Here is a 19,129-nt window from a genome sequence, read left to right as displayed (position 1 = left end):
CATGGATTAACATGTTCCCTCGTGTCATAGCTGGATACTTTTAGGTATCTGCTCATGCGAATCGAACATGCACGACTGTACACAGTCGGCGAACGCGAAAGAAGAAAGGAGCGCCCGATGAAGGTCCGCAAGTCACTTCGGTCGCTGAAGAACAAGCCGGGCGCCCAGGTAGTGCGCCGCCGCGGCAAAGTCTACGTGATTAACAAAAAAGAGCCCCGCTTCAAGGCTCGCCAAGGCTAACAACGCTCGGTTCGCCTCCGGTTGGAGGAGCGGCCGCTGTCAGCCACGCCACCTTTCGTGCATTGCGCGGAGGGTGGTTTTTTCTTGGGCGCCGGTGACTCACCGAAGCCTGGCATCGAAGCGTCGGCTCGCCCGCATCCCCTGTTCGGTCTGTCGATTTGTGCATTGTGAGAAGATGTGCTGTGCCGTTTCCTACACCGGTGTAATTATGGCATAAGTCACATTTCTGAGCGTTTTGCGGCGGCCGAGCAGGGGTTTCGTTTGGGCCGTCCGCCCTCTCCTCCCCGTTACTTAGGTTGTGCACGTCGGATTGCCAAAAGTTGAGGCAACATGTTGTGTGGTAGCGAATTACATGCTGGGGATTCTTCTCGCACAGCCACTATATATTGTGGAGGTTGCGCTATTTCGCCACAAAGTATAGTGTTTCTTCATGTCGCCGGATACGCGCCAAACATTCGCCGGGAACGCGCCTTATGTGCGTTTTCAAGCGCCATTGTTCGTGCGTCGAGGCTGTCGATTGGCTGCGGGTAACTCTGAGTGAGTTGCCGGTTTTTTGTGAAGTTCTAGTTCAGTTGCTGAGGTAAAGGAAGAGATCATGGCTATCACCGTCTACAGTAAGCCTGCTTGCGTTCAATGCACCGCCACGAAGAAGGCTCTTGACCGTGCCGGCCTTGACTACACCCTTGTTGATATCAGCATGGACGATGAGGCTCGCGATTACGTGCTGGCGCTGGGGTACCTACAAGCTCCGGTGGTTGAAGCTAACGGTGAGCACTGGTCCGGTTTCCGCCCAGAGCGCATCCGCGGGTTAGCCGCCCAGGTCGCGTAAGTTTCCGGCGCCGCCTTGATGTGACTGTTCCGCATCGAGGCGGTTTTTGCGTTGTTTACACCCCACCCTTTCGCATCATGTTGATTGTGTATTTTTCTTCTGCCACTGAGAACACGCATAAGTTCGTGTCCAAACTGGGGTTTCCTGCTGCGCGGATTCCGCTGCGCAAGGCCGATAAGCCATTGGTTGTGGATGAGCCGTATGTGTTGGTGTGCCCGACGTATGGCGGCGGGGTCTCGATCGCCGGTGGTGATGCGCGCCCAGTCCCCGTCCAGGTGATTCGCTTTTTGAACGATCCCCATAATCGGAGCTTGCTGCGCGCGGTGATCGCTGGCGGAAACGCGAACTTTGGCGCGGATTTTGGTAAGGCGGGTGATTTGATTGCCGCGAAGACGGGGGTGCCGTACGTGTACCGCTTTGAACTGATGGGAAACGACGAGGACGTTCGCTTAGTTCGGGCGGGGTTGCTGGAGAACGCCGAGGCCTTGGGGCTGCGTGCGTAAACCCTAGACTGGGGTGACGTAGTTCTTGGAAAGGAGCCAAAATGATCACAATGTGCGGGGAAGGGCTTGTCGACCTTGTCCCCATTTCGCGCCAACCCTTGGCGCCCCTGCAACCAGCGCTCGGCGGCGGTCCCTTCAACGCGGCGATTGCAGCGTCTCGCCTGGGCGCACCCACGCAATTCCTGTCGCGCATTTCTTCGGATTCTTTCGGCCACGCCCTTGTGAACAAGTTGGCGGAGGAGGGCGTGGACACGTCGCTCGTCCAGCGGGGCCCTGAGCCGACGACGTTGGCGTTGACTTCGATTGGTGCGGACGGCAGTGCCAGCTACACGTTTTATACGGAGGGCACCGCAGATCGGCTGGTGGATCCGCCCGCTGACCTGCGCACAGACATCGCTTGCTTCGGGACCTGCTCGTTGGCGCTGGAACCAGGCGCGTCGCGGTACGCCGCGCTGCTGCGTCGGCTGGCGAGCGCCGATACGCTAATTGCGCTTGACCCAAATATTCGTTCGTTCTACGCCACGGCGGAGCATCGAGCGTTTTTGCGATCGTTGTTGCCGGACGTCACACTGCTGAAGTTGTCGGAGGAAGAAGTCGAATTCATGGGCGAGACTGACGTTCTCGTACGGGTGATCACCCGCGGCGCTGATGGCCTTACCGTAGAAACTCGTGGCATGCGTATCGACGTCCCGGCGCTCAACGTTTCCGTGAGTGACACCATCGGCGCGGGCGACACCATCATGGGTGCGCTGCTGGCGCAGATTGATGCGCGCGCAAATGGGAAACCCCGCGAGCTCATCGAACAGTTAAGCGCCGACGATTGGCGGGAAATCCTCCGCTACGCCGCAACCGCAGCGGCAATCACATGTTCGAGGATCGGTGCGCAGCCGCCGACGCACGCGGAGGTGGAATCGCTCATGGTAGCGAGCTCCAGTTAGTGCCGAGCCGCCTTGTTGGCTCTGAATGATACGCTCAAACCCTTGCATCCAAGGTGTGTGCATGTTGGGTGCAAACTAAAATTAATCAGGAAAGGAACGACGCCGTGACCGAATTGGGGAAGACTGTGGCAGAGCCGGTGAGCCCTGCTGAGCAGCTTGATTACCACGCACTCAATGCGATGCTGAATCTGTTCGATGAAAACCGGCAGATCCAGTTTGAAAAGGATCGCCAGGCTGCGAACCAGTATTTCCTCCAGCACGTGAATCAAAACACGGTGTTCTTCCATGATCTTGAAGAGAAGTTTGATTACCTGCTGGAAAACCACTATTACGATCCTGAAGTGGTGGACCAGTACGACTTCGCCTTCATCAAATCCTTGTTCAAGCGCGCCTATGCGGTGAAGTTCCGTTTTCCAACCTTCCTGGGCGCGTACAAGTACTACACGTCATACACCCTCAAAACGTTTGACGGCCGCCGCTACCTCGAGCGTTACGAAGACCGCGTCTGCATGGTTGCCCTAACCCTCGCTGCCGGCGACGAACGTATGGCCGAGCATCTGGTGGACGAAATTATGTCCGGTCGGTTCCAGCCAGCCACGCCGACGTTCCTCAACTGTGGCAAAGCCCAGCGCGGCGAACCCGTGTCCTGTTTCTTGCTGCGCATTGAGGACAACATGGAATCCATCGGCCGTGCCATCAACTCCGCGCTGCAATTGTCTAAGCGCGGCGGTGGCGTGGCGTTGCTGTTGAGCAACCTGCGAGAATCTGGTGCGCCGATTAAGAAGATCGAAAACCAGTCCTCCGGTGTCATCCCGGTGATGAAGCTGTTGGAGGACTCCTTCTCGTACGCAAACCAGCTCGGCGCGCGTCAGGGGGCCGGCGCGGTGTACCTGCACGCGCACCATCCGGACATCATGAAATTCCTGGACACCAAGCGGGAAAACGCGGACGAGAAGATCCGCATTAAGACCCTTTCCCTCGGTGTGGTTATCCCCGACATTACTTTCGAACTTGCCAAGCGCAACGACGACATGTACCTGTTTTCGCCTTACGACGTCGAGCGCGTCTACGGCCGCCCGTTCGCCGACGTCTCCATCTCCGAGCACTACGAAGAGATGGTGGAGGATCCCCGCATCCGAAAGACTAAGGTCAACGCCCGCAAATTCTTCGAAACGCTCGCCGAGATTCAGTTTGAATCCGGCTACCCGTACATCATGTTCGAGGATACGGTTAACCGTGCGAATCCCATTGCGGGGCGCATTACCCACTCGAATTTGTGCTCCGAAATTCTGCAGGTGTCCACGCCGTCCACGTACAACGCGGACCTTTCCTATGACCACATTGGCGAAGACATCTCCTGCAACCTGGGCTCCATGAACATTGCCAAGGCTATCGAATCCCCGGATTTCGCCTTAACCGTAGAAACCGCGATCCGTGGCTTGACGGCGGTTTCTGAGCAAACGTCGATTGACTCGGTGCCGTCGATACGCGTTGGCAATGAAGCCGCACACGCGATCGGACTCGGCCAAATGAACTTGCACGGGTTCCTTGGCAAAGAACTCATCCACTACGGTTCCGAGGAGGCGCTTGACTTCACGAACGCCTACTTTGCCACCGTCATGTACGAAGCGATCCGCGCCTCGTGCCTCATTGCTAAAGAGCGAGGGCAGCGGTTCGAGGGCTTCGAAACCTCGAAATACGCAGACGGCAGCTTCTTCGACGGTTACGATCCCGCCGACTTCCAGCCCCGTACCGAGCGTGTCAAAGAAATTTTCGAGCGCTCCACTCTGCGGGTGCCCACGGCCGAGGACTGGGCGCAGTTGAAGGCGGATGTTGCGGAACACGGTCTGTTCAACCGTTACCTTCAAGCCGTGCCGCCCACGGGTTCGATTTCATACATCAATAACTCGACCTCGTCGATTCATCCCATTGCCGCGCCGATTGAAATCCGCAAGGAGGGCAAGATCGGTCGCGTGTATTACCCGGCGCCGTATATGACCAATGAAAACCGGGAATACTACCGCGACGCGTATGAAATCGGGTTCGAGAAATTGATTGACACGTATGCGGTAGCCACAAAGTACGTGGATCAGGGGCTTTCGCTGACCCTGTTCTTTAAGGACACCGCCACTACGCGTGACATCAACCGCGCCCAGATCTACGCGTGGAAAAAGGGCATCAAGACCATTTATTACATCCGCCTTCGCCAGACGGCGCTCCAAGGCACCGAACAGCAAGATTGCGTGAGCTGCACGCTGTAACGAGTAGCGTGCGGAGATAGGCGAAGGGCCGGATGCGCTGACAACAGAGTCAGTGGATCCGGCCCTTAAAGCCTAGGTTGAAGTGCGGGTTAGGCGTCGTTGCGGGAGCCGAGCTCGGCGTCGATACGCAGAATGCCGGAGCCGTCTTGGCCCACCAGGCGCAGGCGGTCCAGGATCTCGGAAACGGTAGCTTCTTCTTCGATTTGCTCGGCGAGGAACGTGTCCAGCAGCGGGCGGGAGTCGAAGTCCTTCTCCTCCTCAGCAAGGGCGGCGAGCTCGCGGATCATGCCGGAGATCTTTTGCTCGTGCGCCAAGGAAGCTTCGAACGCATCTTCGGCGGTCTTGACGGAGACGGAGGGGGCTGCGACGTCGCCAATGTTCGGCACGAAGTCGCGATCCAGAAGGTGGGTAGCGAACATCTGTGCGTGAGTGAGTTCTTCTTCGGCCTGGGCCTTCATCCAGGAGCACATGCCGGTGAGGCCGAGATCGTCAAGAATGTAGGAGAGCTGCAAGTATACGAACGACGCCTCGAGCTCAGCGGTGACCTGTTTGTTGAACGCTTCTGCAAGTTTTGCGGGAATAGTCATGCTGGACATCGTACCTTCTGAAAAACGGCTTGAGCACTTGAACAACGCCTCTGAAGTGCGGTTTTAGGTTTGGGTAGCTTTCCTAAGTTCGCCCTTTGTTGGGCGGCGTTTCAAATTGAGGCTTATCTAAAGGGGGTGGTCATCGAGGGTGAAAATCTATCAAAAATGCGTGCGGTAGCGAACGTGGAGCAGGATGTATGCAATGCGCTGGTGTGGCGAAATTCACAATATTGCCTAGGGTGGGGTGCTGCGAGCGGGCGGGTAAAGCGTCGATTATGGCTAGGCGGTGCTAGTCTCGATGATCGAACGACACTTGGAGGATTAGGAATGGCAAAGCACTGCCCGCCGAGCTCGCCTGCGCATCGGGAACGTCACCCAGAGGCGCGGGAATGTCCGATTGCCGCGATTAACTGGAATACGATTCCGGACGAAAAGGATCTTGAGGTTTGGGATCGGCTCACCGGCAATTTTTGGCTGCCGGAGAAGGTTCCGCTGAGCAACGATATTAAAAGTTGGGAGACGTTGAACGACGTCGAACAGCGGGCCACTATGCGGGTGTTCACCGGGTTGACAATGCTGGATACGATCCAGGGCACGGTCGGCGCGGTGTCGCTGATCCCTGATGCGTTGACCCCGCACGAGGAGGCGGTGCTCACCAACATTGCGTTTATGGAGTCCGTCCACGCGAAGAGCTATTCCTCTATCTTTATGACGCTCGCTTCTACCCCAGAAATCAACGATGCGTTCCGGTGGTCCGAGGAAAACGAGAACTTGCAGAAGAAGGCGGAGATCATCCTCTCCTACTATGAGGGTGATAACGGCCTGCAACGCAAGGTTGCTTCGACGTTGCTGGAGTCGTTCCTGTTCTATTCCGGCTTCTATTTGCCGATGTATTGGTCGAGCCACGCGAAGTTGACGAATACTGCGGACATTATTCGGTTGATTATCCGCGATGAGGCGGTGCACGGCTACTACATCGGCTACAAGTACCAGAAGGGGCTTCAGCTGGTGAGTGAGTCGGAGCGGGAGTCCATGAAGGAGTGGACATTCGATCTTTTGTACGACCTCTACGAGAACGAATCGCAATACACGGAAGACCTGTACGACGATCTCGGTTGGACCGAAGACGTGAAGCGATTCTTGCGGTATAACGCGAATAAGGCGCTCAATAATCTCGGTTATGAGGGCTTGTTCCCGGCCGATGAGTGCAAGGTTTCTCCCGCGATTTTGTCGGCGTTGTCGCCGAATTCGGGCGAGAATCATGATTTCTTCTCGGGGTCCGGTTCGTCCTATGTGATTGGCAAAACGGAAGCCACCCAGGACGATGACTGGGACTTCTAGGACCGCGTAGCCGTCCAATACTTGTTGTGCAAGGCTCCCCGCCACTTTGGTGGGGATTTTTGCGTATTACGTGTCGTATTGTGCTTTAAATGCACCCAATCAAGTTCCGACTCAACCTAAAGTATCAACCCAATATGGGGGGATCTGTCGGATAAGGGTTCTTTGAAAACAACCCCGGATACGGTGCCTCAAAAGTGTTTCCGATCACACAATTTTAGTGAACTCTTAGCTCAGAGGTGTGAATAGCCAATATTCACGAAAAAAGCGCTACCAAAATTCACAGCGTAGCCGTTACACTCAACCCCTGTAACTAGCCCTGTGGGCTGGAAAAACGCCGTCTGCTTCCATTACGATCAAGGCAGCGTAACACTTTGGTGGCCTTGTGAGGGCAAGGCCATTGCGTAGTCAGGAGGAACGTATGACCGCTGTAGCGCCTAAGGTCGGCCACGAGGTCGCACCTGAAAGGCCTGCGCCTTCAGGCAACTCCCGAAAGGGGAGTCTTGCCTGGAAGATGCTCACCACCACGGACCATAAGACGCTGGGCATTATGTATATCATTATGTCCTTTATGTTCTTCTTCCTTGGTGGCTTCATGGCACTGCTGATTCGTGCCGAGCTCTTTACCCCAGGGTTGCAGTTCTTTTCGAACGAACAATTTAACCAGCTGTTCACCATGCACGGCACGGTGATGCTGCTGCTGTACGGAACCCCCGTCGTGTGGGGCTTTGCTAACTATGTGATGCCGTTGCAGATCGGCGCCCCAGACGTGGCCTTCCCGCGTTTGAATGCGCTCGGCTTCTGGCTCACCACTGTTGGTGGCGTGTTGATGCTTTCGGGCTTCCTCACCCCTGGTGGTGCGGCTGACTTCGGCTGGACGATGTACTCGCCGCTGTCTGACTCCATTCACTCCCCAGGTGTTGGCTCGGACATGTGGATCCTCGGCGTCGGCGTCGGCGGTATCGGTACCATCGCTTCCGCTATCAATATGACCACAACGATCCTGTGCCTGCGTGCACCGGGTATGACAATGTTCCGCCTGCCCATTTTCACGTGGAACATTTTCGTTACTTCGCTGCTGGCACTGCTTATCTTCCCGATGCTGACCGCTGCCGCTCTCGGTGTGCTCTATGACCGCAAGCTCGGCGGCCACATCTACGATCCGGCCAACGGTGGCGCCATCCTGTGGCAGCACCTGTTCTGGTTCTTCGGCCACCCAGAGGTGTACGTTCTTGCGCTGCCGTTCTTCGGCATCGTCTCTGAGGTGATCCCGGTGTTCTCCCGCAAGCCCATGTTCGGCTACGCCGGCCTGGTCTTCGCTACGCTGTCCATCGCGGCGCTGTCCATGGCAGTGTGGGCGCACCACATGTTTGTGACCGGCGCGATCCTGTTGCCGTTCTTCTCCTTCATGACGTTCCTGATTTCGGTGCCCACGGGCGTGAAGTTCTTCAACTGGGTTGGCACGATGTGGCGCGGCCACATCACGTGGGAAACCCCGATGATCTTCGCCTTCGGCTTCTTGATCTCCTTCCTGTTCGGTGGTTTGACCGGCATTATGCTGGCCTCCCCGCCACTGGACTTCCACGTTTCTGACACCTACTTCGTGGTGGCGCACTTCCACTACACCCTGTTCGGCACCATCGTGTTCGCCTCCTACGCTGGCGTGTACTTCTGGTTCCCGAAGATGACCGGCCGCATGCTCGACGAGCGCTTGGGCAAGATTCACTTCTGGCTCACGTTCGTTGGTTTCCACGGCACCTTCCTGGTGCAGCACTGGCTGGGCAACATGGGTATGCCGCGCCGCTATGCGGACTACCTGGACACCGACGGGTTCACCTTCCTGAACCAGATTTCCACCGTCTCGTCCTTCCTGCTTGGCTTGTCCGTGATCCCGTTCATTTGGAACGTGTTCAAGTCTTGGCGCTACGGCGAGGTCGTCACCGTTGACGATCCCTGGGGCTATGGCAACTCCCTGGAGTGGGCTACGTCCTGCCCGCCGCCACGCCACAACTTCGTGTCGCTGCCTCGGATCCGCTCTGAGCGTCCTGCGTTCGAGTTGCACTACCCGCACATGGTTGAACGTATGCGCGCAGAGGCACACGTTGGTAGGCACTAGGTAAGTACCGGCTTCGGTTCTTAGGCTACGCGCACTGCACCCCGGCGGATTCCACCATCGGGGTGTACGCATGTTCGCCCCCTGTGGACTTCGCTTTTGGGTGTTTACGTGCAACAATATGCAGCGTGTCTGACATTCAAACTTCCACCCCTCAAGACATCACCGTTAACCTTTCGCCGGGGTTAGAGCCCGCCGTCATCACCGTTGCTGGCGCGGACCGCCCCGGCGTTTCTGCGGCGTTTTTCCGCGTGCTGAGCGCCTACGATGTGCAACTGCTGGACGTGGAGCAGTCGTTGTTCCGCGGTCGGTTGAACCTCGCGGCATTGGTCGGTTTGCGCGCTGAGAGAGCCGACGTGTTGCGCGAGGGTTTGGCCGATACGCTCAAGGCGCATGGGCAACGCGTCACCCTCGACATTGTTCCGAATTTGCGTTCTACTCGCCGCCTATCGACGCACGCGGTGGTCGTTCTCGGCGACCCCGTCACCGCCGCCCACGTCTCCCGCATCGGCCAAACACTCGCGGATTATGGTGCGAACATCGATACGATCCGTGGTATCGCGGATTACCCGGTGACCGGCCTAGAGCTCAAGGTTACAGTGGCTGATCCGAAGCCCGGCGGCGGCGTGAGCCTGCGCAAGGCCTTGGCCCAGCTGACGCAAGAGATCGGGGTGGACATTGCGATCGAACGCGCGGGCTTGGTGCGCCGAGCCAAGCGACTCATCTGCTTTGATTGTGACTCCACGCTGATCACGGGTGAGGTCATTGAGATGTTAGCGGCGCACGCCGGCAAGGAGGCGGAAGTCGCGGAAGTCACCGAACGTGCCATGCGGGGTGAATTGGACTTCGAGGAATCGTTGCGCGAACGTGTGGCCACGCTGCGCGGCCTCGACGCGTCGGTCATTGGGGAAGTCGCCGAGCAAATTGAGCTCACCCCCGGCGCGCGCACCACTATTCGAACGTTGAAGCGTATGGGGTACAAGACGGCAGTGGTTTCCGGCGGGTTTATTCAAGTGCTGGAAGGCCTGTCGGAGGAGTTGGAGCTGGATTACACCCGCGCCAACACCCTTGAGATTGTGGATGGCAAACTCACCGGCCGAGTGATCGGCAAAGTGGTGGACCGCGCGGCCAAGGCAGATTTCTTGCGGGAGTTCGCCGAAGATTCCGGCCTGCAGATGCATCAGACCGTCGCGGTTGGCGACGGCGCGAACGACATCGATATGCTCTCCGCCGCGGGTTTGGGTATTGCGTTCAATGCGAAGCCGGCGCTGCGGGAAGTGGCGGATGCGTCGGTGAATTATCCTTTCCTCGACGAGGTGCTCTACATCTTAGGAATTTCCCGCGACGAGATCGACGAGGCAGATTTGAACGATGGTTCCTTCCGGCGAGTCCCTTTGCCTCACTAGCATTGCACGCGAACCGGGTTTGCTGAGGTCGCGCTCGGATCTGTGACGGCCATCCCTTTTCACTGAAATAAATATATGGAACTGGGTAGGCTAGAGGTAGTGCATCTCTCGAAAGGACCCTAACTGATGAACGACCTGCGGCTCGAAGAAGCCCGCTGGGCGCCAATAGACATTGGTGCGGTATTCAATAAATCGTGGAGCAAGTTTACGAGCAATCCGGTTCCGTGGATTCTGAGCTCGCTTATCTACTGCGGTATTTACTTTGTGCTCTTCGCGGTGTACATGATCGGGGTAGTCAGTGTCGCCAGTACCTCGCCGGAAAGCGGATCCCTGTATGATCCGGCGGCCCCACCCTCAAACAGCGCCGCGCCCGGCATCGGATTCGTACTGCTCATGGGCTTCATTATTGTGGCGATGATGGGCACCGCATTCGTGTGGTCCGCGAATATGTATCGTTGCGCCGCGCTCGCCATCAATGGTGAACAACTCACCGTGCGCTCCTTTTTCAGTGGCGAGGGCTTAGGCAAGTACTTCGTTGTGAATCTCTGTGTGGGCCTCGTGGTTGTGCTTGGCACGTTCCTGTGTATTTTACCTGGCTTCGTCGCCGCATTCGTCCTCGGTTTCGTCCCGGCGGCCGTATTTACCATTCAGCAGCCGAGCGTTAGTTCTACATTCAAGGCCTCCATTGAAATGGTCAAGCGAAACCCAGGGCCAGCAATTCTCGCGCTGCTCATGGTTCAAGTGATCAACGCGGTGGGGCAGATGGTGATTGTTGGCATCGTTGTAACCCTTCCGTTGACGGCGCTGTTTACTACGTATGCGCTCCGAAACTCCATGATTGGCAGCTTGACTGATGGTCCAAGCCCAGCTGGCGGTCCGGCAGGTGGGGCTGGCTTTGGCGGCAGCTATGTCGGCGGGGGCTTCGACTATCCCGCAGGCCCGGCGAACCCGGCGGGCAATCCAGGCCCAGCAGGCCCGGCAGACGCACCAGGCAATTCGGCATGGCCGCCGTCGGAGCAACCTCAGTCTTGGCAGGACCCCGAGCCGCCACATTCGGATCCTCCGCGGAATACGTAGGCGCGGAAGCGACAATCGCGGTTCGTGGTAGCCCCGCTGGCGATAGTCGGCGGGGTGTCTCGCGTTGTATGCCTAGTCTGCGGGCATTTTGGAACCTGCATAACCAGGTGGTGGGTTGCTTCAATCCAGCCGCCACCATCGCGATCGCCGGCACAGCGAATCGTCGGTGACCTTTGAGAATGCGCCTAGCTCGTGCACGCGCTACACTAGCCACAGCATTATATACGGATTTTTCGGTGGTAATTGTATGAGAAAGAACCGCGGCTGGGTGCCAGACCAGCATGGTGCGTGGGTCATGGTGTTGGTGCCTGTGTTGATGGGCTCATTGTTCTACCCGGCCTGGCTGCAGGTTCCGTTGTTTGTCGCGTGGATGGCCGGCTACTTCGCGTTTTTCGCACTCTCGTTGTTGCTGAAGGTGCGGGGGCCGCGGCGGCGCCGGTATGTTCCCGCGTTGGCGGTGTATGGCGGGACGTCGATAGTGGCGAGCATTGCGACGCTAGCGTTTCGCCCATCCTTGCTATGGTTCGCGCCTGTGTTTGCGCCGTTAGTTGCGATTGCGGTGTGGGAAGCTTATCGACGCCGCCCCCGCTCCCTGGCCTCCGGAATCTCCACCGTGCTTGCCAGCAGCGCGATGCTACCGGTGACGGCTGTGGCTGGTGGCGCAGCGGCGGGCGATGTGTGGCCGCACACATTGATTACGGCGATGTATTTTTGCGGGACGATTCCGTACGTGAAAACCCTCATTCGGAAGAAGGGCGACCAGCATTGGTTGGTTGGTTCCGTGCTGTACCACCTGCTGTGCGTGCTGGTCGTGGGGGCGCTGGCCTGGTTCGGGTTTGCGCCGTGGTGGGCCGTGGTGATCTTCGGTGCCTATGCGCTGCGGGCATGGTGGATGCCGTACTCTGCTGGCCGCGGTAGGACGTGGCGGCCGCGGGACGTCGGGATTGGGGAATTGTTTTCCACCATTGCCTTGGTGTGCGTGTTGTTGGCACTTTAGGCGGATGGCGGTTGAAAGTCCTCGGCGAGGGCCCGCCGCAGGGTCTTGCCGGCGGCAGATCGCGGGATCGAAGGGACGTACCGCACTTCGCGGATTTGTTCGTATCGGTTGACGCGTTCAGCCATGAAATTCATTACATGGTGTTCGCTGGCGTCCCCCACGATCACGGCGACTGGATGTTCCTCGCCGGAGTCGGAGTAACCACGCACCACGGCGCAATCTTGCACGCCCGGGCAGTCGAGCAACAGTGTTTCTAGCTTGACGGGCGAAACTTGGAACCCGTGGGAGAGGATAAGGTCTTTGAGGCGATCCACAATGAAGTAGTTGTGGCCTGCGCGGCGCGCGAGATCCCCGGTGCGCAACCAACCACCGGCGACAATGGTGTGGGAGGTCGCTTCGGGGTCGCCCAAATAACCCCGCATGACCTGCGGGCCGCGGATCCACAATTCGCCTACGCCGTCGGTGTCCAGCAAGGTCTCCGGGTCAACGATTCGCACCTCAGTGTCCGGCAACGGCGAGCCGATGGAGTCCAACGGGGTGTCGTGGTGTTGTGCGATGTGCGTGACCGGGGACGCTTCGCTCATGCCGTAGCCCTGGTAGATTTTCGCCTGCACGCGGCGCTCAGCGGCCGCGCCAATGCTCGGGTGCAGTGCCGCCGCCCCCGATACGATGACGCGTAAGTGCGAAAAGTCAGTGCGATCCACATCTGGGTGTGTGGCCAGTAAGCGCGCCAAGGGTGGGGCGATAAACGTGGCTGTGACGCGGTGCCGTTGGTGAGCGTCGAGGAACGATTCCACGGCGAAATTCTGCGCCACTACCGTGGCGCCCAACAGCAGCGGGGTGTTCATGAGCGCAGTCAAACCATAAATATGGGTGAGCGGCAGCACCGCTAGGCAGGTGTCCTCGCTTGTGATCGGCACGGCTTGCGAAAACTGGATGGTGTTTGCCACGAGGTTTGCATGCGTGAGTTCGACGGCTTTCGGGGCACCCGTCGTGCCGGAACTCAACGGCAGGCACGCGATGCGGTCCGCAGCAGGATAGACGCCAGCCCAAGATTCGGGGAAGTTGCGCAGCTGCTCGAATAACGCGGCGTCGAAAAGAAGTTTGGAGTTTGTGAGCGCGAGCTGGGCTGCAACATCCGTTTCGGTGGCGTAGGATGCCACCGGTGTTATTGTTGCGCCGCAGGTCAGGGCGCCATGGAATGCCGAGGCATAGTCGATACTGTTGTCTAGACGCAGGGCAATGACGTCGCCGGGCTGGACGCCACGTGCGCGAAGTCCAGCGGCGATGCGGGAGACTTCCGCGGCGAGTTCGGTGTAGGTTACGGTGCGGTGTGCGTCGATCATTGCCGTCTTATTCGGCAGCTGGCGATCGAATAAAAGTTCAGGTAGTGAGCAGTTTGGGCGATGCATGTTAACCAACGAGTCGGGTCAAAGCGCCGCGTACCACGGCAGGGTCGGTCGTGCGCCAAAACGGGGGCAGGGAGGAGAGGAAAAACCCGCCGTAACGCTTGGTGATGATTCTGCGGTCCAGGATTGCGACCACACCTCGGTCCGTCGTCTTGCGCAACAATCGGCCCGCACCCTGCGCTAGCAGGAGGGCGGCGTGGGTGGCGGAGATTTCCATAAAGCCATTACGCCCAGCGGCGTCGGCGGCCTTTTTTCGAGATTGAAGCAAGGGATCGTCGGGGCGGGGGAAGGGGATGCGGTCGATTATCACGAGCGAGCAGGAGCGACCCGGTACATCTACGCCCTGCCACAAGCTCAATGTGCCGAACAAACATGTGTTCTCGTTTTTGGAGAATTGTTCGACGAGCGCGCCGGTGGAATCGTCGCCTTGACACAACACGTCAAAGGGCAGGCGATCTCGCATCGCATCGGTCGCCTGTACCGCCGCGCGCTTGGAGGAAAATAGCCCCAGCGTGCGCCCGCCGGCGGCCATGATCAGCTCGTAGATTTCGTCCAGAGTTTCGGGTGGGAGACCGTCGCGCCCAGGTTCGGGAAGGTGTTTCGCAGCGTATAAAATGCCTGACGTTGCTGGGTCAAAGGGGGTACCCACATCCAGCGCATCCCAGGAGCCGTGGGGCAATCCCCAAGTGGTGGCCATCGCTTGAAAGTTACCGCCTAGGCTGAGCGTGGCGGAAGTGAGTATCACCGTCTTTTCAGAAAACAGGCGGGTGTGCAGCAGACCGGCAACAGAAAGCGGTGCCACCCGCAACGTGCCGTCATCCAACCAAACCACGTCGCGGTGTTGTGCGGGGTCGGCTTGCGAAAATACCTCGAGGATGCGGACGAAACTATCGTGCAGGTCCACAAGATGATTCCCCAGCGCCACGCGCTCGGCGTGGCGATCCGGGTCGTTGACGGCCTCACCGTCGGGGGAACGCGACACCTCCAGCTTTAAGGACCACAGTGCGTCCCGGAGCGCCACTAACGGCCCGTCCATGCCGGCAGGCAGCCGCTCCCAGCGGCCCTCGCGCGCGGAATCGAGCGCGATTTTGAGGTCTTCCGCAAGGTCCGCAACTTTATTTTCCGCCCCGATTTTCGAGGCCCGCTTTGCCGCAAGCTTGAGCGAAGCTACGGTGATTTCGGAGGTCGCCACCGCCGTGATTCTGCCATCCAGCTCGTGTGCCTCATCCACGATGACGGCGTCGTGAAGTGGGAGGACATCAACATCCGCGAGCGCATCGATGGCCAGCAGGGCGTGATTGGTCACCACAACGTCGACTTGGCGAGCTTCGCGCCGGGCCTGTTCGCCAAAACACTCCTCCCCGGCCGGGCATCGCGTGGCCCCCAAACATTCCTTCGCCGACACGCTGACCTGACGCCACGCTAGATCCGGCACGCCGGGTTCGAGGGTGTCCCGATCTCCGGTCGCGGTTTCATTCGCCCATTCGTGCAATCGGCGAATGTGCTTGCCAAGCCAGGAAACGTCTTTTTCCGCAATGAGTGCGTCCTCGAAATCCTCGTCCCGCGTCAGCTTGTTTTTGCACAAGTAATTCGAACGCCCCTTCAGAATTGCGAACGTGGGGCGGCGCGACAGCAGTGGTTCGAGGGCGTCGGCAAGCTGGGGGAGGTCGCGATCAACCAGCTGCCGCTGCAATGCGATGGTTGCCGTGGAAACTACCACCGTTGAATTTGTTGCTTGCGCGTGCCGAATCGCCGGAATCAAATACGCGAGCGATTTTCCCGTGCCTGTGCCCGCCTGCACCGCGAGATGCCGTTCTGTTTCCAGCGCCTGCGCGACCGCGTGCGCCATCCGTTCCTGGCCGGCACGTGCCTGTCCGCCGATACTTTCGACGGCCGCGCTGAGCATGTCCGCGGTCGAAGGCGCGGGTGGCTGGTCGGTCATCGGCAAGCTTTCTGCAATCAATGGGTATCAGTGGGTAAGGCGCTACCACATTGTAAAGCTTGCAGCTGCAACAATGGCCTTCCAGCGGGGTTAGTGGGTGAATGAGGCCGGCGCGGCGAAAGGGAACCGACATGATGCACCAAGTTGGCAACAACAAATACGTAATGCGTGCGCGTAGGATCGGCGTGCGGCGATTGATCGGTCAGGGCTTTGCTAGCTTCCGCAAGTGGCTGCTGGGGCAAAGCGGCATTTTAATCGGCGCTCTCGTGTGGTGGATGATCGCCTCGATTTGGTGGCTCCCACTGCTATATCCGCTGCTTATCCCAATAGTGCTGGCGGCGATTGTGACGGGGCGAGGGCTGCCCGCGGTGTGGAGAAGCGTATTGGCGGTGAGTTTCCTTATCGCTACGGTGGCGCTGAATCCGCTGTGGTCCATGGTCGGCTGGCTGGAAGTCGTCGACGTGCGGGTGCAGCTTATGGGGCCGACCGTGTGTTTCGTGGTGTGTATCGCGGCGATGATGCATCTTTCAATCGCGGGCGATGTGGCGGCGGAGCAACGTGGCGAAAGAGCGTTCTATTGGATGGCTGCCGCTCGAAAGTTTATGCCAAGAGGGCGGGGTGGCCAATGGTACGCGCGCTTCGCCGCAGCCGAAGGGTCGGCGGAACGGACGCGGATTGCTAAAAGTGCAACCTGGCACGCGCTGAAACTCCGCGGCGCCGATGCTGTAGGCGGCTTCGTCGGCGAACGCGGCTTAGGTTGGGGGCTACTTGCCTGGGTCGCGCTCGCGATCGTGAGCTGGTCGCCATTGTGGTTCTGGGTTACCGCGCCGGTGGTGGTAATCGCCGTTTTGTTCGGGCTGATTGTGAGCCGCGAAGCGACCCCAAGTCGGCGGGCCGCGATCGGCGCGTGCTTCGCTGTGGCAACCGGGGCATACTATTACATGATCGTGGCGTGGGGGATTGGGTTCGAGTATGCGGACGCCGGTAAAGACATTCCGTATGTGTGGGATTATGTTGGAACGGCATTATTGATCTGGTTGGGATTCGGTATTGCCGGGTTTGGGATCACTATGGTGAGCGCACTGCGAGGCGGAAGGAAGGCAAAGGGCGCGGCGGGCGGCTCCGAGTAGGTTGCGCGCCACCCACAGGGGCGATACACCGCCGCCCACGCAACCTGCCGCCCGCGTGAACCCCGATCCGACAACCTATTTCGATTCGAATCCTACGAACCGAGTATTGAGCACGGGCTCGTCGCGGGACAGGGCCAGGCCTTCCCAAGGGAGGGTCACCAATTGTTTGGCCAGGTAGTCGCGGGAGTCCGTCAGCGTGGGCAGGCCGTCGACAATCGCGCCGTCGCGAATCAGGGGGACGGTAAGTTCGGTGGCGTGCAGGGTGCCAATGTTGGGTTGTTCGGCAGTAAACGGGTAGACGATTTCCTCGACGGCGGTTCCGGAGCTGCGGTGTGCACGTAATGCTCGCTTTGCCCCGCCGACGCTCTTTTTATTTCGGGAGCGTTTCGCCACGGGCAGGCCGTCAACCTCAACGAGTTTGTACACCATGCCTGCCGTCGGCGCGCCGGAACCGTTGACCACAGAGGTGCCTACACCGAAGACGTCGATGGGGTCGCCGCGAAGCCCGGCAATGGTGAATTCGTCGAGGTCTGAGGAGACGACAATTTTCGTGTTGTGTGCGCCGAGGTCGTCGAGCTGTTGCCGTACTTGGCGGGTGAGTACGCCAAGGTCGCCGGAGTCGATGCGCACGCCGCCGAGCTCGGGGCCCGCCACCCGAATGGCAGTATCGACGCCGCGGGCAATGTCGTACGTGTCCACCAACAGCGTCGTATCCACCCCGAGCGCCGCAACTTGGCTGCGGAATGCGGCCTCCTCGTTCGGGGTGCCATCGTCGTTGACGTGCAGGAGCGTCCACGAGTGCGCCGACGTGCCGGATGCTGGAATGCCGTACCGGTAGGCGGCCTCGAGGTTGGAAGTTGCGTCGAATCCTGCGAGGTAGGCGGCGCGGGAGGCGCTTACCGCGGCGTATTCGTGGGTGCGGCGCGACCCCATTTCGATGATCGGCCGGCCGTCCGCCGCCGTCACCATGCGGGCCGCGGCGGTGGCCACGGCGGAATCCGCGTTCATAATGGACAACACGACGGTTTCTAGGATCACGCATTCGGCAAACGTGCCGCGCACGGTGAGCACCGGTGAATACGGGAAATACAATTCGCCTTCCCGGTAGCCGTCAATATGGCCACGGAAGCGGTAGTTTCGCAGGTATTCCAAGGTTTCCTCATTGAGGAAGTCGAGATCTGCGAGCTGTTGTTCCGTAAACACGAAGTCTTGTACGGCGCGCAACACGCGCGCGGTCCCAGCCACTACCCCATAGCGGCGTTCGTTGGGCAACCGCCGCCCGAACACCTCGAAGCTACACTGCCGGTGCGCGGTGCCATCGGCTAACGAAGCTTGCAACATAGTCAGCTCATACTTATCGGTGAGCAGTGCGCTCGAGCGGTTCGGGGGCAAAGAAGATGCACTTGTGGCGTTATTCACGCCTCCCATCGTAGACGCTAAGCCGGTGGTGCACAGCACGAAATGTATCGACCCACTAATCTAGTCCACATGAACGCGATGAGTACTCCGTCCGCCCCTATGGCGATGCCGGACCTTGATGAGCAGATCGAAGTGGACGTTGCCACGAGCGAAAACCTGCCCTGGATGTGCATCGTATGGGATGATCCCGTCAACCTCATGAGCTATGTCGCCTACGTGTTCCACACCGTTTTAGGATATGACAAGAAACGCGCCCACGAATTGATGATGCAAGTGCACACCGAAGGCAAAGCGGCAGTCAGTTCGGGGGAACGTGACAAGGTAGAGGCAGACGTAAAGAAGCTGCAGGTCGCTGGCCTTTGGGCCACTATGCAACAGGCTGGGTAATACACAATGGCACTATGGCGGAAAAAGAAAGGGCTGATGAGGGCCCCAAAATATGTGGCCACGTTCGACCCGATGGAGCGTGAGGTCCTCGGCGAATACGCGGCGATGGTTGCGGAGGCGTTGATCCAACGCTGCCGGACCGCGCCGAAAGACGATCTCGCGGAGCTCACCGGCATGCCGAGTGGGCACAAGGAACCGCCGCAGGATCCGTCGCTCGCCCGCCTCCTCCCGGATTTCGAACGCGAAGGCGACGAGGAGTATGAGGGGGACAATGCGTTGCTGCGTTCCCTGCACGAAAACGATATCTGCCGTGCCAAACTAGAAAACCTTCAGGTTATTGCGTACGCGCTCGGGCCGGACGGCGGCGTGTCCGTTACCGCCAGCGAAGAAGAAGCCCAGGCGTGGCTGTACGGGCTTAACGACATTCGCCTGTACATCGCCTCCGGGGAACTTACCGGCGGCGAAGCCATGGAGCAGGACCGCGAAAACGTGCTGAACTGGCTGGCGTACAACGAGGAGTCCCTGCTCAACGCCATGATGGGGGCGTAGGCCC

The 19,129-nt window shown here is 59.0% G+C and carries 17 protein-coding genes; 13 read left to right on the top strand and 4 right to left on the bottom strand.

All coding sequences use genetic code 11. From position 1 onward, the window contains the following. Positions 1-117: 117 nt before the first annotated feature. The 5 genes from ykgO to nrdE all read left to right on the top strand — a co-directional run bounded on the left by ykgO (position 118) and on the right by nrdE (position 4,771). Entirely contained in the window at positions 118-240 is a 123-nt protein-coding gene (gene ykgO, locus Q4D83_RS03015; protein WP_005511141.1) for a type B 50S ribosomal protein L36, read from the top strand. 595 nt (positions 241-835) lie between these two features. Next, positions 836-1,069: a glutaredoxin-like protein NrdH gene (gene nrdH / locus Q4D83_RS03010; RefSeq protein ID WP_303172801.1), complete on the top strand. Its 234-nt coding sequence runs from the start codon at positions 836-838 to the stop codon at positions 1,067-1,069. Between the two features lie 77 nt (positions 1,070-1,146). Next, entirely contained in the window at positions 1,147-1,572 is a 426-nt protein-coding gene (gene nrdI / locus Q4D83_RS03005) for a class Ib ribonucleoside-diphosphate reductase assembly flavoprotein NrdI (protein WP_303172799.1), read from the top strand. A 41-nt stretch (positions 1,573-1,613) separates the two neighbouring features. Next, positions 1,614-2,510: a carbohydrate kinase gene (locus tag Q4D83_RS03000; protein ID WP_303172797.1), complete on the top strand. Its 897-nt coding sequence runs from the start codon at positions 1,614-1,616 to the stop codon at positions 2,508-2,510. A 113-nt stretch (positions 2,511-2,623) separates the two neighbouring features. Further along, on the top strand, positions 2,624-4,771 hold the full coding sequence (nrdE, locus tag Q4D83_RS02995; protein WP_303172887.1) for a class 1b ribonucleoside-diphosphate reductase subunit alpha: 2,148 nt from the start codon (positions 2,624-2,626) through the stop codon (positions 4,769-4,771). 89 nt (positions 4,772-4,860) lie between these two features. Here nrdE and Q4D83_RS02990 read toward each other — a convergent pair whose 3' ends face one another. Next, positions 4,861-5,358 carry a ferritin gene (locus Q4D83_RS02990; protein ID WP_303172796.1) on the bottom strand — a complete coding sequence of 166 codons (498 nt, stop codon included), beginning with the start codon at positions 5,356-5,358 and terminating at the stop codon, positions 4,861-4,863. Positions 5,359-5,685: 327 nt separating this feature from the next. Here Q4D83_RS02990 and nrdF point away from each other — a divergent pair, with 327 nt between their 5' ends. From nrdF to Q4D83_RS02965, 5 genes are all read left to right on the top strand, one after another. Beyond that, positions 5,686-6,699, top strand: coding sequence for a class 1b ribonucleoside-diphosphate reductase subunit beta (gene nrdF, locus Q4D83_RS02985; RefSeq protein ID WP_303172795.1), 1,014 nt, complete (start codon positions 5,686-5,688; stop codon positions 6,697-6,699). Between the two features lie 418 nt (positions 6,700-7,117). Continuing rightward, positions 7,118-8,812, top strand: a complete 1,695-nt coding sequence (gene ctaD / locus Q4D83_RS02980) for a cytochrome c oxidase subunit I (RefSeq protein ID WP_303172793.1) — start codon at positions 7,118-7,120, stop codon at positions 8,810-8,812. A 134-nt stretch (positions 8,813-8,946) separates the two neighbouring features. Then, positions 8,947-10,215, top strand: a complete 1,269-nt coding sequence (serB, locus tag Q4D83_RS02975) for a phosphoserine phosphatase SerB (RefSeq protein ID WP_303172886.1) — start codon at positions 8,947-8,949, stop codon at positions 10,213-10,215. Positions 10,216-10,341: 126 nt separating this feature from the next. Then, the gene (locus Q4D83_RS02970; protein WP_303172791.1) at positions 10,342-11,292 is read left to right on the top strand and encodes a hypothetical protein; all 951 of its coding nucleotides are present in this window, start codon (positions 10,342-10,344) and stop codon (positions 11,290-11,292) included. Between the two features lie 247 nt (positions 11,293-11,539). Then, positions 11,540-12,289, top strand: a complete 750-nt coding sequence (locus Q4D83_RS02965) for a YwiC-like family protein (RefSeq protein ID WP_303172790.1) — start codon at positions 11,540-11,542, stop codon at positions 12,287-12,289. Here Q4D83_RS02965 and Q4D83_RS02960 read toward each other — a convergent pair. Then, positions 12,286-13,701: a class I adenylate-forming enzyme family protein gene (locus Q4D83_RS02960; protein ID WP_303172789.1), complete on the bottom strand. Its 1,416-nt coding sequence runs from the start codon at positions 13,699-13,701 to the stop codon at positions 12,286-12,288. The genes Q4D83_RS02965 and Q4D83_RS02960 overlap by 4 nt on opposite strands. A 1-nt stretch (position 13,702) precedes the next feature. Beyond that, positions 13,703-15,640 (bottom strand): ATP-dependent DNA helicase, encoded by a 1,938-nt coding sequence (locus Q4D83_RS02955; protein ID WP_303172787.1) that lies wholly within the window; start codon positions 15,638-15,640, stop codon positions 13,703-13,705. A gap of 131 nt (positions 15,641-15,771) precedes the next feature. On the opposite strand from Q4D83_RS02955, the gene Q4D83_RS02950 reads away from it, so the two are divergent. After that, on the top strand, positions 15,772-16,770 hold the full coding sequence (locus Q4D83_RS02950; RefSeq protein ID WP_303172786.1) for a hypothetical protein: 999 nt from the start codon (positions 15,772-15,774) through the stop codon (positions 16,768-16,770). Between the two features lie 75 nt (positions 16,771-16,845). Here Q4D83_RS02950 and Q4D83_RS02945 read toward each other — a convergent pair whose 3' ends face one another. Further along, positions 16,846-18,162 (bottom strand): nicotinate phosphoribosyltransferase, encoded by a 1,317-nt coding sequence (locus tag Q4D83_RS02945; RefSeq protein ID WP_303172885.1) that lies wholly within the window; start codon positions 18,160-18,162, stop codon positions 16,846-16,848. 105 nt (positions 18,163-18,267) lie between these two features. Between Q4D83_RS02945 and clpS the strand changes: the two genes are divergently transcribed. Further along, positions 18,268-18,576, top strand: coding sequence for an ATP-dependent Clp protease adapter ClpS (gene clpS, locus Q4D83_RS02940; RefSeq protein ID WP_146324472.1), 309 nt, complete (start codon positions 18,268-18,270; stop codon positions 18,574-18,576). Between the two features lie 6 nt (positions 18,577-18,582). Then, positions 18,583-19,125, top strand: a complete 543-nt coding sequence (locus tag Q4D83_RS02935; RefSeq protein ID WP_303172784.1) for a DUF2017 domain-containing protein — start codon at positions 18,583-18,585, stop codon at positions 19,123-19,125. Positions 19,126-19,129 lie beyond the last annotated feature (4 nt).

Source organism: Corynebacterium sp., assembly GCF_030532715.1.
Classification (GTDB): Bacteria; Actinomycetota; Actinomycetes; order Mycobacteriales; family Mycobacteriaceae; genus Corynebacterium.
Note: the sequence above shows the minus strand (reverse complement) of the source record. Positions and strands in the feature narration are given on the sequence as shown.

Excerpts from the sequence above, each read along its gene's own strand:
- Q4D83_RS02955 (WP_303172787.1), bottom strand. The coding sequence starts at position 15,640 with ATGACCGACCAGCCACCCGCGCCTTCGACCGCGGACATGCTCAGCGCG.
- Q4D83_RS03000 (WP_303172797.1), top strand. The coding sequence starts at position 1,614 with ATGATCACAATGTGCGGGGAAGGGCTTGTCGACCTTGTCCCCATTTCG.
- Q4D83_RS02960 (WP_303172789.1), bottom strand. The coding sequence starts at position 13,701 with ATGCATCGCCCAAACTGCTCACTACCTGAACTTTTATTCGATCGCCAG.
- nrdI (WP_303172799.1), top strand. The coding sequence starts at position 1,147 with ATGTTGATTGTGTATTTTTCTTCTGCCACTGAGAACACGCATAAGTTC.
- Q4D83_RS02965 (WP_303172790.1), top strand. The coding sequence starts at position 11,540 with ATGAGAAAGAACCGCGGCTGGGTGCCAGACCAGCATGGTGCGTGGGTC.
- nrdF (WP_303172795.1), top strand. The coding sequence starts at position 5,686 with ATGGCAAAGCACTGCCCGCCGAGCTCGCCTGCGCATCGGGAACGTCAC.
- nrdH (WP_303172801.1), top strand. The coding sequence starts at position 836 with ATGGCTATCACCGTCTACAGTAAGCCTGCTTGCGTTCAATGCACCGCC.
- ykgO (WP_005511141.1), top strand. The coding sequence starts at position 118 with ATGAAGGTCCGCAAGTCACTTCGGTCGCTGAAGAACAAGCCGGGCGCC.
- ctaD (WP_303172793.1), top strand. The coding sequence starts at position 7,118 with ATGACCGCTGTAGCGCCTAAGGTCGGCCACGAGGTCGCACCTGAAAGG.
- Q4D83_RS02935 (WP_303172784.1), top strand. The coding sequence starts at position 18,583 with ATGGCACTATGGCGGAAAAAGAAAGGGCTGATGAGGGCCCCAAAATAT.
- Q4D83_RS02970 (WP_303172791.1), top strand. The coding sequence starts at position 10,342 with ATGAACGACCTGCGGCTCGAAGAAGCCCGCTGGGCGCCAATAGACATT.
- Q4D83_RS02950 (WP_303172786.1), top strand. The coding sequence starts at position 15,772 with ATGATGCACCAAGTTGGCAACAACAAATACGTAATGCGTGCGCGTAGG.
- clpS (WP_146324472.1), top strand. The coding sequence starts at position 18,268 with ATGAGTACTCCGTCCGCCCCTATGGCGATGCCGGACCTTGATGAGCAG.
- Q4D83_RS02990 (WP_303172796.1), bottom strand. The coding sequence starts at position 5,358 with ATGACTATTCCCGCAAAACTTGCAGAAGCGTTCAACAAACAGGTCACC.